At 62.6% G+C, this 15038-nt stretch carries 11 protein-coding genes and 1 tRNA gene; 4 read left to right on the top strand and 8 right to left on the bottom strand.

Annotation, left to right across the window (positions count from 1 at the left end; genetic code table 11):
* Window positions 1–3: 3 nt before the first annotated feature.
* The 4 genes from exbB to YU9_RS0104875 all read right to left on the bottom strand — a co-directional run bounded on the left by exbB (window position 4) and on the right by YU9_RS0104875 (window position 4655).
* Complete coding sequence (gene exbB, locus YU9_RS0104890) at window positions 4–957, bottom strand: tonB-system energizer ExbB (protein WP_027571760.1); 954 nt, start codon at window positions 955–957, stop codon at window positions 4–6.
* On the bottom strand, window positions 954–1643 hold the full coding sequence (locus tag YU9_RS0104885; protein ID WP_027571759.1) for a Fe2+-dependent dioxygenase: 690 nt from the start codon (window positions 1641–1643) through the stop codon (window positions 954–956). The genes exbB and YU9_RS0104885 overlap by 4 nt, the downstream gene beginning before the upstream one ends.
* Window positions 1644–1660: 17 nt before the next feature.
* Entirely contained in the window at window positions 1661–4207 is a 2547-nt protein-coding gene (locus YU9_RS0104880) for a TonB-dependent siderophore receptor (protein ID WP_027571758.1), read from the bottom strand.
* A 208-nt stretch (window positions 4208–4415) separates the two neighbouring features.
* Window positions 4416–4655 (bottom strand): hypothetical protein, encoded by a 240-nt coding sequence (locus YU9_RS0104875; protein WP_027571757.1) that lies wholly within the window; start codon window positions 4653–4655, stop codon window positions 4416–4418.
* Between the two features lie 374 nt (window positions 4656–5029).
* Between YU9_RS0104875 and YU9_RS0104865 the strand changes: the two genes are divergently transcribed.
* From YU9_RS0104865 to YU9_RS0104855, 3 genes are all read left to right on the top strand, one after another.
* Window positions 5030–6202 carry an efflux RND transporter periplasmic adaptor subunit gene (locus YU9_RS0104865; RefSeq protein WP_027571756.1) on the top strand — a complete coding sequence of 391 codons (1173 nt, stop codon included), beginning with the start codon at window positions 5030–5032 and terminating at the stop codon, window positions 6200–6202.
* Window positions 6199–9342 carry a multidrug efflux RND transporter permease subunit gene (locus YU9_RS0104860; protein WP_027571755.1) on the top strand — a complete coding sequence of 1048 codons (3144 nt, stop codon included), beginning with the start codon at window positions 6199–6201 and terminating at the stop codon, window positions 9340–9342. The genes YU9_RS0104865 and YU9_RS0104860 overlap by 4 nt, the downstream gene beginning before the upstream one ends.
* A gap of 61 nt (window positions 9343–9403) precedes the next feature.
* Window positions 9404–9967: an invasion associated locus B family protein gene (locus YU9_RS0104855; protein ID WP_027571754.1), complete on the top strand. Its 564-nt coding sequence runs from the start codon at window positions 9404–9406 to the stop codon at window positions 9965–9967.
* Between the two features lie 9 nt (window positions 9968–9976).
* Here YU9_RS0104855 and YU9_RS0104850 read toward each other — a convergent pair whose 3' ends face one another.
* From YU9_RS0104850 to YU9_RS40995, 4 genes are all read right to left on the bottom strand, one after another.
* Window positions 9977–10339: a DUF1428 domain-containing protein gene (locus tag YU9_RS0104850; RefSeq protein WP_027571753.1), complete on the bottom strand. Its 363-nt coding sequence runs from the start codon at window positions 10337–10339 to the stop codon at window positions 9977–9979.
* Between the two features lie 167 nt (window positions 10340–10506).
* Window positions 10507–10580 (bottom strand) — tRNA-Gln (locus YU9_RS0104845).
* 416 nt (window positions 10581–10996) lie between these two features.
* The gene (locus YU9_RS47455) at window positions 10997–11899 is read right to left on the bottom strand and encodes an acyltransferase (RefSeq protein ID WP_156951687.1); all 903 of its coding nucleotides are present in this window, start codon (window positions 11897–11899) and stop codon (window positions 10997–10999) included.
* A gap of 177 nt (window positions 11900–12076) precedes the next feature.
* A complete protein-coding gene (locus YU9_RS40995) occupies window positions 12077–12397 on the bottom strand; it encodes a hypothetical protein (protein ID WP_027571751.1) in 321 nt (106 codons plus the stop codon).
* 764 nt (window positions 12398–13161) lie between these two features.
* Here YU9_RS40995 and YU9_RS0104830 point away from each other — a divergent pair.
* A complete protein-coding gene (locus YU9_RS0104830; protein ID WP_198028209.1) occupies window positions 13162–15036 on the top strand; it encodes a BTAD domain-containing putative transcriptional regulator in 1875 nt (624 codons plus the stop codon).
* Window positions 15037–15038: the final 2 nt, after the last annotated feature.

Here is a 15038-nt window from a genome sequence, read left to right as displayed (position 1 = left end):
GGTCTACTCCGCCGCGCGTGAATGCACGCTGCCGTGGCTGCGGTCGAGATCTCGCGAGAGCAGCCGCCCTGCTGCGCCCGAGGCGCGGCTGACGAGCTCGAGATAGCCCTTGGTCACGCGCGAGAAGTGGTTGTAGATGATGACGGCGGGAATGGCGGCGACGAGGCCGATCGCGGTGGCGAGCAGCGCTTCGGCGATGCCGGGCGCGACCACGGCGAGGTTCGTGGTCTGCGACTTCGAGATGCCGATAAAGCTGTTCATGATGCCCCAGACCGTGCCGAACAGGCCGACAAAGGGCGAAGTCGAACCGATGGTCGCGAGCACGCCCATGCCGATCCGGATGCGCCGCTGTTCCGCGCGCACGATTTCGGAAAAGCTCGAGGCCGCGCGCTCCTTGATGCCGGCATCGCTGGACAAGCCGGCCGACATCCGCGCCTCGCGCAGCGCCGCCGCCAGGAAGGACGGCAGGATACCCTCCTTAGCTCCGAGCGCCATCTGCGCTTCGGCGAGGGAGCGTGCCTCCGCAATCTTCTTCAATGCCGAACGAAGCTTGGTCGAGGCGACCGACAGTTCGATCGACTTGGCGATGAAGACGGTCCAGGTCACCAGCGAGGCGAAAGCAAGCCCGATCATCACCGCCTTCACGATGACGTCCGCCGACATGAACATCACCCAGGGCGACAATTCCTTCATGGCCGGCGCGATGGCCGCCGCCTCGGGCTTCGCACTCGCGGGATTGGCGGCCACGGGGACCGCGCCCGCAACGGCGGGAGCCGTCGAGGCCGCGGGCGCCGCCGGGGCGGTTGCCGACGGAACCGTTCCGGCCGCGGACGGCTGAGCTGTCGATTGAACCGGGGCCGGCGGGCTTTGCGTCTGGGCAGAAACGGGGGATGCGAGCCAGGCGGCCGCCAGCATCAAGGCTGCGGCAAGGCTTGCTTGGAAGGACATGGTCTTCATACTTCGGCCCAGTAGCGAATGAGGTTGTGATAGATACCCGTCAATTTGATCGTTTCGGGATCGTCACGCCCGAGCCGTTGCACCAGCGCCTGTATCGCGGTGTCGAGGTCAAAGATCATGCTCCGGGCTTGATCGTCCCGTATCATGCTCTGAAGCCAGAAGAAAGACGCAACCCGCGTTCCCCTGGTCACGGGGGTGACCAGATGGAGGCTGGTCGAGGGATAGAGCACGCAGTCCCCGGCTGGCAACTTGACTTCGTGCGAGCCGTAGGTGTCCTCGATCACAAGTTCGCCACCGTCATACTCCTCCGGCTCGGCGAGGAACAGCGTGACCGACAGGTCTGTGCGGATGCGAAGGCCGGTCAAACGGTCGCCGCGGATCGCATTGTCGACGTGCAGGCCGAAATGATGGCCACTATCGGCCGCATAGCGGTTGAACAGCGGCGGGAAGATCTGGAGCGGGATCGCCGCCGCGATGAAGCGCGGGTTCGACGTCAGCGCCGAGATGATGCGGTTGCCGAGCTTGCGCGCGACCTCGCTGTCCGGCGGCAGTTGCTCGTTGCGCTTGACCATCGCCGACTGCGCGCCGGCGGTGGAGCGGCCATCTTCCCACGCGCTGGCGTCCATGATGCGGCGGAAATCCGCCACATCATCCTTGCTAAGAACGTTCGCTATGCATGTCAGCATGAAACTCGTCGCTGCTCCTAGTAGCGCGCGGAGAGCACCACGTAGGCGGCACGGCCCGGTGCTTCCAGCACGAAAGGTGCTGCGCTCTGATAGAGCGCGTCGTAGTAGCGCTTGTCGAAGATGTTGTTCACGAACAGCTTGAGTCTCCAGTGCTGATCAAGCTTCGCCTCCGCGAAGACGTCGAAACGCCAGTAGCTCGGGAGCGACGTGCCCTGGTTGGCGGCAAGGAGGGTGCCGCCGTAGATTTTGGAGCGATACACCGCCTGCCCGCCCAGTTCCCAGGTGTCGGTGAGCTGATATTTCGACAGCAGGCTGAACGACTCGTGCGCGATATTGGCGAGCGGACGTCCGACGTTGGTCGGGTACAGCGCCTTGTTGGCCGACGGCGCCAGCGACTGCGTCACTTCCGACTGCATCAGCACGAGGCCGCCGAACACGCTCCATTTGTCGGTGATGTTGCCACCGATACCAAGGTCGATGCCGCGGATGCGATAGGCGGCACCGGCCGTGATACAAGAGACGGTCGTCGCTGGCGCAACCGGAGCATATGTGCAACCGAGCGCCGCAGCCGCAGCCGAGCTGCCCACGTTCTGCGACTCGCGCGCGTTCTCCTTCGTGGTCTGAAACAGCGCCGCGGTCAGAAGCAGATGACGGTCGAACAGCTCCCATTTGGTGCCGAGCTCGATAGCCTTGTTCTTCTCGGGCCCGAATATCTGGTTGTTGCCGCCGGCAAGGGTCGGATTGAGGCCGCCATAGGCCGTGCTGGTCCCGTCGAACTCGGCACCGACCGGGTTCGCCGAAGTTGCGTAGGCCACATAGACACTGCCGTTGGGCAGAGGCTTCAGGGTAAGGCCGAGATTGAAGTTGGGGATCAGGAACTCAGCCGACTGCTGACCGAATGCGCGATTCGCGGCATAGCCGGAGGTCTTGATGCTGTAGTCGTCGTAACGGAAACCTCCGTTGAGTATCACCAGATCGCGGTAGTTGGCGGAATCCATGACATATCCGCTGACGGTATCGATCGCGATTTTCGTGGGCAATCCGGTGAGCCCGCCGGGTATCGGGAAGCCAAGGTTGGTATATTGCGGATAAAACACGCTCACGTCGGTCTTGGCCCCGCTGCCGGTAAAGGGCGTCCCGGTGACCTGCTCGGAACTAAGTCCGGTGTATCGGTCGATCGACGACCGCTCGCGGTCGTATTCGATGCCGCCGAGCAGCGTGTGCTTGAAGCCCGCGCCGTCGTTGAACTTGTAGGTCGCTTCGGTCTGGTTTGCGAATGCGTCCGTCGCCTGGAAGCGACTCTGCGGATTGGCACTGAGAGTCGAGGCAGTCAGCGGGTTCTTCAATGACGGCGCCTCAGGAAGCGTGCCGATATAGTTCTGCGTCGAATGCGACGCCCGCGTCTTGTTGCTGAGCATCAGGTCGGGGGTGATCTGCACCTCGGCATTGAGAGTGCCGATGTCCTGACCAGTCCGGAAGAAGTCGCGATTGACGAAGCCGTAGAAATTCTTGCGGTTGACGCCGAAATCCGGGAACGGCCCGCCCGCGGTGCTCGACGTGCTGGGACGATAGTAGGGTACGCCGAAGTCAGGGATACCCGTCAGCTCGGTATGGATGTAGTTGCCGGTGAGCTTGATCGTGTCGGTCGGTTTCCAGGTCGTCGCGACAAACGCGCCGTTTCGATTATCGGTGACATAGTCGCGGCCAGCGACATTGGCGTCCTGGAACAGACCACCGGCACGAACTGCAAGCGTCGGGTCGATCACCTGGTTGACGTCGAGTGTGACACGCTTGGTCTGGTCAGTGCCAAACGTGCTGTCCATGTTGTAGAAGCTGCCCCCGGTCGTCGCCTGCTTGGTGACGATGTTGATCGCACCGCCGGCGACGCCGCGGCCGGACACGGTCGAACCGGGACCGCGTAGGATCTCGACCTGCTCGGTGAAGAAGTTTTCACGCACGCTGACGCCGGCGTCGCGCACGCCGTCGATGAAGATGTCGTTGCGGGCATCGAAACCACGGATGAAGAAGCGGTCGCCGAACGCGTTGCCGCCCTCGCCCGAGCCAAGCGTCACGCCGGCCGTGCTGAGGATCGCCTGCTTCAGCGACGTGGCGTTCTTGTCCTCGAGGACTTCCTTGCTGAGAACGGTGATCGACTTCGGCGTATCGACCAGCTTCTCCGGAAATTTGCCGCCGGCTTGGACATGATCGACCTTATAGGGTGCAGCCGGATCCGCGTACGGATTGGCGTCGGGCGCGCCGGACGGCGTGGTGGGAGCCGTCTGTGCCGCCTGCTGGCGCTGCGCGGCGCGGCGAAGCGCGTTGCGGGCGCGGACTTGCTCAGGCGAAGGCTTCGAGGCCGCCGGACGCGGACGCTCGACCGGAGCATCGACCGTCACCGGCGGCAGGTTCGACTGCTGCGCCTGCGCGCCGCTCGACACCGACGCCACCGCGATCAAGCTCGCAACCGCTGAGACCTTCTTGCCGGATACGCCCGCGGACCTCTCATCCATCGAGTTGAACGCTACGACCGAACGCAACGACTTCGGTGCGACCACCTGCCCCATTACCAAACGCCCCATCTTCTTGTTCGCTCATTCACTTCGAACGAACGATGGGCTGTTGGTATCGGCCGCAAAATAGCGGGTCAATGCGAGCCGTTCGCGAGAATACTTGAATCGGTCCAGATCAAAACGATTCTAAACTACAGTTTGAAATCGTTCTAAGACGACATTGGATTCGTTCTAAAGACAACGCAGCTATAGCGCTTCGTTCTCAGTCGCTGCTCGGCGGCTTCATCAGCGAGAACAATTCGTCGACAGTCTTCTGCGCGACGGCGCGCACGCGATCGGTGCTGTCCATACCGGCGATGTTGACGCCGTTCACGACGGCTTTGATCTCGTCGCGAAAGTCGGTGAGGAAGCGCAAGGGATCGCGCTGCTCGTTGGCGACACGCGCGATCAATCCCGTGATCAGAATCTGGCATGCGATCAGCTTGCCGTTCAGCTCGTCCATCCTGCGCTCCATTTATGGCGGCGCCGATATGGACGATGCCGAAATGCCTGACAACCGAAACGGCCACCATGCGACTTAGAACCATTCTTGCGACTGATCCGAAACGACGGCCAGCGCGAGGTCATTCGGCATGAGCACACCGTCTCGGGTGCTGCGCAAGACAGGCACGCCGATCGGTCGTGCCGGGAAAATGCAGCGCTGCACATCGCCGCGCCAGACCACTGCCCAAAGGGTGCAAAGCTTTCCAATTGTTTAGGATTCTCAACTGATAGTGCTGTTTACACTGGAACTTGGCGTGTATTATACATCGCGATGGAACTCTGCGATTGCCCTATTATTCGTAGCTGAGGGCATACGAGCCGACACGAGACGACATGAAAAAGTCCCGGCCGATCCTCTGGCTTCTGATCATCGCGGCCGTGGCCTCCGCGGGTTATTATAGTTGGCAGAAATTCGGCTCGTCCCAGGCTGGAAAAACCCAGACCGCGCAAAAAGGCCCGCCTCGTCCCTCCGCCGTCCCTGTCAGCGTTGCGCCGGTCCAGAAAACAGACTTTCCGGTCTACCTCACCGGTCTCGGCACGGTTCAGGGTTTCAATACGGTCCAAGTCAGAACCCGTGTGGACGGCCAGATCGACAGGCTCGAATTCAAAGAGGGCCAGATCGTCAAGCAGGGCGATCTCCTGGTCTCGATCGATCCCCGTCCCTATCAAGCCGCGCTCGACCAGGCGAAGGCCAAGAAGGCGCAGGACGAGGCTAGTCTGGCCAATGCCAATCTCGAACTTCAGCGCGCCATGAGGCTCGGCGAATTCGCGACCGCACAGCGGGTGGATACCCAGCGCTCGACGGTCGCCCAGCTCACCGCCCAGATCGCTGCCGACGAAGCCGCGATCGCCAACTCCCAGACCCAGCTCGATTACACCCAGGTCAAGGCGCCGATCACCGGTGTCGCCGGCCTGCGCCAGGTCGACATCGGCAACATCGTGAACGCCTCGACGCAGACGGGCATCGTCACGATCTCGCAGGTCGAGCCGATCTCGGTGATCTTCACGGCGCCGGAGGACCAGCTCCCCTATATCAGCGAGGGCCAGAAAGCCGGCGCGCTCAAGGTGATCGCCTTCACCACCGACGGCAAGAAGACGCTGGCCGAGGGCAAGCTCGCGGTCATCAACAACCAGGTCGACACGACCAGCGGGACGATCCGGCTCAAGGCGGTGTTCGACAACAAGGACCACACGCTGTGGCCGGGCCAATCGGTCTCGACGCGGCTCCTGGTGCGAACGCTGAAGGATGCGACCGTGGTTCCGGATGACGCGGTCCAGCATTCCACGAACGGCCTCTACGCCTATACCGTCAATCAGGACAACAAGGCCGAGGTGCACAAGATCAAGGTCAGGTATGGCATCGACGGGCGATCGGTCATCGAGGAAGGCTTGACCCCGGGCCAGCAGGTGATCGTCGGCGGTCAGTTCAAGGTCCAGCCCGGCAGCCTTGTGTCGACGGCTGTGGCAAGCTCGGATCCAGCCCAGAACAAGGTACGACAGGAATGATTGGGGGCGGGATTTCGGCACCTTTCATCCGATATCCCATCGGCACTTCGCTGCTGATGGCTGGCATTCTGTTCGTCGGTCTCGTCGCCTATCCCCTGCTTCCGGTTGCGCCGCTGCCGCAGGTGGACTTTCCGACCATCCAGATCACCGCCAACCTGCCCGGCGGCAGCCCCGAAACGATGGCCTCGTCGGTGGCGCAGCCGCTCGAGCGGCAATTCGCCCAGATTCCTGGCATCGCGCAGATGACCTCGACGAGTTATCTGGGCACGGCGTCGATCACCATCCAGTTCGACCTCAATCGCAACATCGACGGCGCCGCCAACGACGTGCAGGGCGCCATCAACGCTGCCAGCGGCCAGCTGCCGAAAAACCTGCCTTCGCCCCCGACCTACCGCAAGGTCAACCCCGCCGACGCGCCGATCCTGCTGCTGTCGGCGACATCCGAGACGCTGCCGCTGACCAGCGTCAGCGACGCGGTCGACGCTCAGCTTGCTCAACAGATCAGTCAGCTCTCGGGCGTCGCGCAGGTCTTCATCGGCGGCCAGCAGAAACCCGCCATCCGCATCCAGGTCGACCCGGCGAAACTCGTCGCCAAGGGCCTGTCGCTGGAAGACGTGCGTAGCCAGATCGCGATCACCACGGTCGACAGCCCCAAAGGCAATATCGACGGCGAAAAACGCGCCTACACGATCTACGCCAACGACCAGCTCACCCACTCGAAGGACTGGAACGACGTCATCATCGCCTATCGCAACGGCGGTCCGTTGCGGATTCGCGACATCGGCCAAGCGGTCAGCGCCGCCGAAGACGCCAAGCAGGCGGCCTGGGCCAATGGCAAGCGCGGCGTGTTCCTGGTGATCTTCAAGCAACCGGGCGCCAACGTCATCGAGACGGTGGACCGCATCAAGGCGACCCTGCCCCGCCTCGTTGCAGCGATCCCGCCAGCGATCAAGGTCGAGCTCATCAGCGACCGAACCACGACCATCCGTGCCGCGGTCGAGGATGTCCAGTTCACGCTGCTGCTGACCATCGCGCTCGTGGTCATGGTCATCTTCATTTTCCTGCGCAGCTTCTGGGCGACAGTCATTCCCACGGTCACGGTGCCATTGGCGCTTCTGGGCGCCTGCGCCTTGATGTGGGTGGCCGGCTATTCGCTCGACAATCTGTCGCTGATGGCGCTCACCATCGCGGTCGGTTTTGTCGTCGACGACGCCATCGTGATGCTCGAGAACATCACTCGCTACATCGAGGAAGGCGAAACCCCGCTCGCGGCCGCCTTCAGGGGCTCCAAGGAAATCGGCTTCACCATCGTCTCGATCAGCATCTCGCTGGTCGCCGTGCTGATCCCCCTGCTGCTGATGGGCGGCATCATCGGGCGCCTGTTCCGCGAATTCGCCGTCGTGCTGGCGATGACCATCTTCGTCTCGATGTTCGTGTCCCTGACGCTGACGCCGATGATGGCCTCGCGCTTCCTGCGCGCTCACGGCGAAGTCCGCCACGGCCGCTTCTATCAATGGAGCGAGCGCGCCTTTGACGCGATGCTGCGCGGCTACGAATATGTGCTCGACCACGCCCTGGCCTGGCGGCGCACCACGCTCACAATCTTCTTCGCCACGCTCGGACTGTCGATCTACCTGTTCGTGCTGATCCCGAAGGGCTTCTTCCCGCAGCAGGACGTCGGCCTGATCACGGCCACCTCAGAAGCCTCGCAGGACATTTCGTTCAAGGAGATGATGAGACGCCAGGAGCAGCTCGGCAAGATCATCCTGGCCGATCCCGACGTTGCCAGCGTTGCCATGGCGATCGGCGGCAGCGGACGCGCCGGCAACAACGGCGCCCTATACATCACGCTGAAGCCGCGCGATCAGCGTGAGGCCTCGGCACAGCAGATCATCGCGCGCCTGCGTCCGCAGTTCGACAAGGTCGAGGGCGCCCGCCTCTACATGCAGGCAGCCCAAGACGTCCGGCTCGGCGGCCGGCCGACGCGCACGCAGTTCGAGTTCACCTTGCAGGATGCCGATCTCGCCGAGCTCAACGAGTGGGCGCCGAAAATCCTCGCCAAGATGCAGACGCTGCCGGAGCTGCGCGACGTCGCGACCGACCAGCAGACGCAGGGCACGACGGTGCAGCTCAAGATCAACCGCGACACCGCCGCCCGCTACGGCATCCAGCCGCAGCTGATCGACGACACGCTCTATGACGCCTTCGGACAGCGGCAGGTCACGCAGTATTTCACCCAGCTCAACACCTACAAGGTGATTCTCGAGATCCTGCCGGAGATGCAGGGCAATCTCGACAGCTTGAACAAGCTCTATCTGAGGTCGCCGTCGACCGGCGACCAGGTGCCATTGTCGACCTTCGCGACCTGGACCACCGATCCGGTCCGCCCGCTCTCGATCAGCCATCAGGGCCAGTTCCCGGCGATCACGATCAGCTTCAACCTCGCGCAAGGCGTGGCGCTCGGCCAGGCAACGGAGGCCGTGCAGCGGGCAATGGCCGAGCTCGGCGCGCCACCGACGCTGAATTCGAGCTTCCAGGGCACCGCGCAGGCATTCCAGCAGTCGCTCGGCACCGTGCCGCTCCTGATCCTCGCCGCCCTCGTCGTGGTCTATCTGATCCTCGGCATTCTCTACGAGAGCTACATCCATCCGATCACGATCCTGTCGACGCTGCCCTCGGCCGGCGTCGGCGCGCTCGCCATCCTGATGGCGGCCGGCTTCGACTTCAGCCTGATCGCGCTGATCGGCATCATCCTGCTGATCGGCATCGTGAAGAAGAACGGCATCATGATGGTCGACTTCGCGATCGCCGCCGAGCGCGACGAGCACAAGACGCCGGAGGAATCGATCCGCCAGGCTGCACTGCTGCGCTTCCGCCCGATCATGATGACGACGATGGCGGCTCTGCTCGGCGGCGTGCCGTTGATGCTCGGCCACGGCACCGGGGCCGAAATCCGCCAGCCGCTCGGCTACGCCATGGTCGGCGGCCTGATCGTCAGCCAGGCGCTGACGCTGTTCACCACGCCCGTCGTCTATCTCTATCTCGACAAGTTCAACAACTGGTTCTCCACCTGGGGCCGTTCAGGCGACGAAAGCCATGAGGCGCCCGAGCGCGGCAACGTCAAGGAAGCCGCCGAGTAAGCTTGCGCCGCGCCTGCCGCGACGGTACAGCGAGACCCCGGTTCGCAAATGCGGTTTCACCATGCTCGTGCAATCCAGACTTGTCGTCGTTGTCGCTGCCGTCCTGCTGTCGGCGGGCGCCGCACACGCCCAGCAGGGCGCCAAGAAGAACGCCGCTCCTCCGGCCGCGCAGCCCGCGCCTGCCCCGACGCAAGCGCAGGCCGACGGTGCTTCCGGACAGCCCGGCTGGATCGTCCGCTGCACCAGCGCAAGCCGCGACGCGCCGCTCGAATGCGCGATGGAGCAGAACGCGGTGCTGACCAAGACCGGCCAGACCGTCGTCCTGATCAACATCCGCATCGCGCCCGACACCCGCGCGCCGATCGCGCTGCTGCAATTGCCGCTCGGCCTCAACCTTCCCGTCGGCGCCAAGCTCCAGGTGGACGAAGGCAAGACCGTCGACCTCCAGGTCCAGACTTGCGAGAACCGCGGCTGCTACGCCTCGACACCGATCGCAGCGGACCTCCTCGCCGCCTTGCGGTCGGGCAAGCAGCTGAAGGTCTCCTTCCAGAACATGGCCAAGGAGACCATCGCGATCCCGATGCCGCTGGGCGATTTCGCGGCAGCTTACGACAAGATCAAGTAACGGGCACCCTCAAGTCGCGATGTCGCTCGCCCGCAGCAGCGTCGTGAAGCCGCCATAGATCATGCGCTTGCCGTCGAACGGCGCGCCGTCCATTTTCAACCGCGGATCCGCCATCACCTTCTTGTTGACGGCATCGCGGGTCTCTCGGTCGCGGTACACGATCCAGGAGAACACCACGACCTCGTCCTCCTTCGCCATCACCGCGCGCGGAAACGAGGTGAGTTCTCCATAGGGAACGTCGTCACCGATGCATTCGACATAATCGAGCGCGCCGTGCTCCATCCAGATCGCGCAGGCGGTCGTCGCCAGCGCCTTGTAGGCCTCGAGATTGTCCTTCGGCACGGCGAGAACGAAACCATCGACATAGGGCATTACGGATCTCCTTGGGTTGTACAGCCCCAAGGACGATAGAGCGCACTGCGATCCGACTTTGGAAATACGGTGTCAGGTGAGGCAAACCGTCGCGAGCAGCGAGGCGGCCCATGGACCTGCCATCCCGCTCAGGGACCTTCAACCATACTTTGGAAAGTGCTCGGAGCTGGCTGGGGAACCTGGATTCGAACCAAGACAAACAGAGTCAGAGTCTGTTGTGCTACCGTTACACCATTCCCCACCGAAGCGCTTGAAATCGCTAAGCTTTCTTCGGAGTTTTTGCAAGGCTGGCTGAAATTTTGCAAATCAGCGGCTCGCAGGCCGCTCATATAGCCGCGCTGATCTTCGCGGTCCAGCCCTTCTGTGAACATCGTCGCCTGTTCTTGCTGCGTTCACGTGCGAGCGAGATCGTCTTGCTGGTCGTTTCGGGCAGACTTCTTCCCTACCGTTCAAGCAGCGTCAGGCCGGTATCGCGGACGGGAGGACGCTGGTCTTCCTTCCCGGATGTAGAAAACCGACCGGCGCGCCCGGTCAATCCAACGCTGCACCGTGAACTCAAAAGCGAGCGCCACGACAGTGCATGTGAACAGGATGCCCGCGGTCTGAAAGAGAATCCGCCAGTGACTTAGGCTGGTCGGATTGGTCAACGTGATCGGGTCAAAGATCTGCAGATCGATCGCGATCTGGATGAAGAGAAAATGCAGGAGATAGACGCCATATGACGCGTCGCCCAATGCGGTGGACAGCGGCCCGTTGATCCGCTCGAAGAGCGTCGGAATCACGATGCAAGTCGCGAGAACCAGCACCACTCCCTGAACGACGCCTCCGTTTTGGTCGATGTCGGCATAATGGTTGCCGAGAAGGTAGAGGACGTAGAGAGCAATGAGCGCAGTAGCCCGTACGCGTCGACCATGTCAGGCGATCTCGCAGCCAAAATAGCAGGATACCCGTGCCGAAATAACCGATCTGGCTGAAAAACGGGTAATATGCCCACCTCAATCCGCAGCAGTGGATCATGGTGATCTTGAACGCGAAGGCAGCGACCACGAAAGCGGCGAGGCTCTTCCCATTGAGCAAAAGCAGGGCGGGCAGCAGCGCGTAGAACACGAGTTCCGCACTGATCGACCATGCTGGTGGAATGAGCAGGTACTTGTTGCTGTGGATGGCTGAAAAGAGATCGAGGCCGATCAGCGACAGGTTGACCAGATACGGCGGCGTGTCCGTCCGGAAGTAATTCAGGATGCCGGTTTGGTTCGCCGGGTTCCACCAATGCAGAACGAACGTCGCCATCACAACGATGATGTAGAGCGGATAAAGCCTCGCGAAGCGGCTGGCGACGAACGCAGCAGGCTGACCGGAATAGTGCCGCTCATAGGCGGCGGCCATGTAGAAGCCACTGATAATGAAGAAGGCTTCAACCGCGGCCAAGCCTCCGATCGTCTGATGAATGACTCCAAACTTGCAGTGAAATCCGACGACGATCGCCGCCAGCACAAAACGCACGTACCCCATCGGCCCCGCACCCGTTAGTTGCTGCGAACCTAGACCGACGATCAGCACTGAGCAAGCACCCTCCACGCGGCTTATCGGCGCCCCACTTTCCACATCGCATAGTTCTAAGCGGGGAGCGCCGTTGGCAACACCGCGCTTGGAAGCTGATCTCGGGGACCTCAGGCGGTGCACTGGGCCTGCCCGGAATGGCCGGATCGGACATGACCATTCCGGCCAGAGCACCCCTCAATGCGTGCGACCGATGTGGACGACGATCTCGCCCTTGCCGTTCGCAATCATCACCTGGCCGTATTCGTCCTGCGGTGGGCTTTCCTCGTAGCGAAGCGGGATCGTCGTGATCTTCTGCGGGGCCTCGCCGCTCGGCTCCTGTGCATTCACGTCGAGGATCAGGATCTTCGGATTGATCCCCTGCGGCGAGCGCTTTGTCAGCCGGGCCTGCCAGCCGTTGGTCGGCACCCGCACGTCACCGGTCATGATCAGCTTGGGCGGCGCGCCGGGCGCGCGATCGATCCAGGCTTTGAAGGTGTTTCTCAGCAGGACAGTCATGATACGCCTCTCCCTTGCCAAGTTGCGCGACCCTTCGGTCGTGAACAAAACATAGGCCGACGATGCGAAGCAGATCGTGAATGGGCCGTGAATCCGGTTCGCGCCAACACGCTGCCGCGACCACACGGGACTTGCCGCCACACGATCCTGGCCCGGAGGCGCGTCGGGTCCTGCCCGCCTCTGCGGCGCCGCGCACGCTACGTCGGACAAGGCGAACAAGTCAGGTCGAGCTCGCGCGTGAGTTGTCGACGACGCAGCGAATGCCCCGCATGCCGCCGAAGATCCGCCGATTCACGCTGATTTCACGCCCGTCGGCTCGAAGTGATGAGCCATTTCATTCCGCACGCAGTCGCATTTTCATTCCGCACGCAAGTCGCATTTCGATCATTCCGCAACCCTTGACCATCTGACGAGCCGAGATGTACCATTCCCGAATTGCTTCAGATCCGGCGGGCTGCATTCCTGAGCTCACCTGTCATTGGCTTCGCAGACCGCGCGAACCGATCGTTTGCATTCTGCCAAGTCTGGCCACCCGGAACCTGCCCTCCTACACTGTCGTCGACACCATCGACGGGGGATGGGACGAGATGTCGGGAGTCAACAACAAGGCGGTTGGCGCAGACGAGCCCCGCCACCTGACACTTAAAATCATCGGAGCATTTTCGGCGTCCGTGGATGGGCAAGAGGTCGGGCTCGGCCGAAAGGCGCAAGCGCTTCTCGGCTATATGATGCTCTCTTCCGCACGCCAGTTGCCCAGGAGCAAGTTGGTCGGGCTGCTCTGGAGCGAGAAGGAAGACCCGCTCGCAAAGGGTTCGCTACGCCAATCGTTAAGCCAGATTCAGCGCGAGCTAAAGGCGCTCGGCTGCCCGCACTTCCATGCAGACCAGATCCACGTGGCACTCGAGATCGAACGGGTGAGCTGCGATCTGGTCGAGATCATCTCGGATGCCGAGCGCGGCATCGTCCATCCACTCCTGCTCACGCGCGAACGCCTGACCGACGATATCCTCGACGACCTGGAAAGCGTCGATCCGGCATTCTCGGAATGGCTCGCAGAGACGCGACCTCTGATCCACGAACGGCTGATTGACGCGCTGACGAGGCTGCTGCCCAGCGAGACTGACCCAGTCGTCACGGCAACCGCGGAAGCTGCAGCGAAGGCGATCCACCGGCTGGATTCCGAGGACGAGCGGGCCATTCGTGTTCTCATCAAGAGCCATCTCGCGGCCGGGAGCATTGGCGCGGCACTTGCGATCTATGCGCGCCTCTGGCGCCAGCTCGAAGATGCTTACGACATCGAGCCGCACAAACTGACGCAGGACCTGATTGCCGGCCTGCGGCAGCAGCAGCCCGAAACCGTCGTGCGGCCGGCTCCGCCTTCCGTAGCGGCACCCGCTGTCGCCCTGACCGGATCCGTCGTCAGCCGACCGTCGGTCGCCGTCCTTCCCTTTCGCGCGCTCTCGCCCACTCTGGAGCCTCAATTCACGATCGGCGTCGTCGACAGCGTCGTCCAGGCTCTGTCGAGTTTGAAAGAGCTGTTCGTCATCTCCCGCGGCTCCACGATGATCCCAGCATCGCAGACGCCGGATCTGCGCGCAATCGGCCGCGATCTCAATGCGCAATATCTGCTTCATGGAAGCATTCAGCGCGCCGGCGATCAGATCCGGATCTCGACCGAGCTCGTTGCCGCCGAAACGGTCGAAGTCGTCCGCGTCGATCGTCTCAGCGGGACTGCAGCCGATGTCTTCGACTTGCAGGATCGCATCGCCGTCGAGGTCATACGCTCGCTGGCGCCCCAAGTCCGCGACCGGGAGCTCCATCGCGCTATGCAGAAGAGACCAGACGATCTCGACGCCTATCAACTGGCGTTGGTCGGTTACGATCAGATGTTCAGTCCGGATTACACGACGTTCGTGACGGCCCGAACCAATTTCGAGCGGGCGCATGTCCTCAGCCCGAGCTGGGCACCTCCCTTGTCCTACAGCGCCATCTGGCACATGCAGCGCGTGGCGCGCGGGTGGTCTGCGAATGCATTGAACGAGCGCGATACCGCGCGTGCACTCGCCGAAAGAGCGCTGGAGCGCAACTCGGCAGATCCGCTCGCCAACGCCGTCGGCGGTTACACGCTGTCGCAGTGCAAGCACGACCATGTCGGGGCGCTCGAGCAACTCGACCGCGCGATCGAGCTTACGCCGAACCTGGCGCTCGCATTCGCGTACCGGGCCGCCGTGCATGTCCGCTGCGAAAACTACGAAGACGCGCTCCGCGACGCCGCAGTCAATCTGCGCCTGTCCCCGAGAGACCGGCACGCATGGTTCGCCGAGATGATCTCGGCTCAGGCCTATTTTGCCAAACGGGATCTCACATCTGCCATCGAACACGCGACGCGGGTTGCGACGCAATTGTCCAGCAATCAGGTGAACCTGCGCGTCCTCGTTGCCGCACTCGTCGAGAGCGGACGCCTCGACGATGCGCAGAATTTTGCCCAACCACTGATGACGGCGGGCGAGATCGACCTGAGGTGGATCGCGACGTCGCCATGGCCGAAGCCGACCCTGGCGCGCGTCGAAGCAGCGCTCTCACGGCTGGCAATGGCACTTCAACACGGAAACGGCACGAGCGGCACCGACAAATTCTAAAC

The sequence above is a fragment of the Bradyrhizobium sp. WSM1743 genome, assembly GCF_000473065.1.
Classification (GTDB): domain Bacteria; phylum Pseudomonadota; class Alphaproteobacteria; order Rhizobiales; family Xanthobacteraceae; genus Bradyrhizobium.
The sequence above is the reverse complement of the archived record's forward strand: the minus strand, read 5'-3'. Positions and strand labels throughout refer to the sequence as shown.

What these genes read in the sequence shown, in the direction of transcription:
- YU9_RS0104865 (WP_027571756.1), top strand. Translation starts at nt 5,030, where the DNA reads ATGAAAAAGTCCCGGCCGATCCTCTGGCTTCTGATCATCGCGGCCGTG.
- YU9_RS0104875 (WP_027571757.1), bottom strand. Translation starts at nt 4,655, where the DNA reads ATGGACGAGCTGAACGGCAAGCTGATCGCATGCCAGATTCTGATCACG.
- YU9_RS0104880 (WP_027571758.1), bottom strand. Translation starts at nt 4,207, where the DNA reads ATGGGGCAGGTGGTCGCACCGAAGTCGTTGCGTTCGGTCGTAGCGTTC.
- YU9_RS0104855 (WP_027571754.1), top strand. Translation starts at nt 9,404, where the DNA reads ATGCTCGTGCAATCCAGACTTGTCGTCGTTGTCGCTGCCGTCCTGCTG.
- YU9_RS0104860 (WP_027571755.1), top strand. Translation starts at nt 6,199, where the DNA reads ATGATTGGGGGCGGGATTTCGGCACCTTTCATCCGATATCCCATCGGC.
- YU9_RS0104850 (WP_027571753.1), bottom strand. Translation starts at nt 10,339, where the DNA reads ATGCCCTATGTCGATGGTTTCGTTCTCGCCGTGCCGAAGGACAATCTC.
- YU9_RS0104885 (WP_027571759.1), bottom strand. Translation starts at nt 1,643, where the DNA reads ATGCTGACATGCATAGCGAACGTTCTTAGCAAGGATGATGTGGCGGAT.
- YU9_RS40995 (WP_027571751.1), bottom strand. Translation starts at nt 12,397, where the DNA reads ATGACTGTCCTGCTGAGAAACACCTTCAAAGCCTGGATCGATCGCGCG.
- exbB (WP_027571760.1), bottom strand. Translation starts at nt 957, where the DNA reads ATGAAGACCATGTCCTTCCAAGCAAGCCTTGCCGCAGCCTTGATGCTG.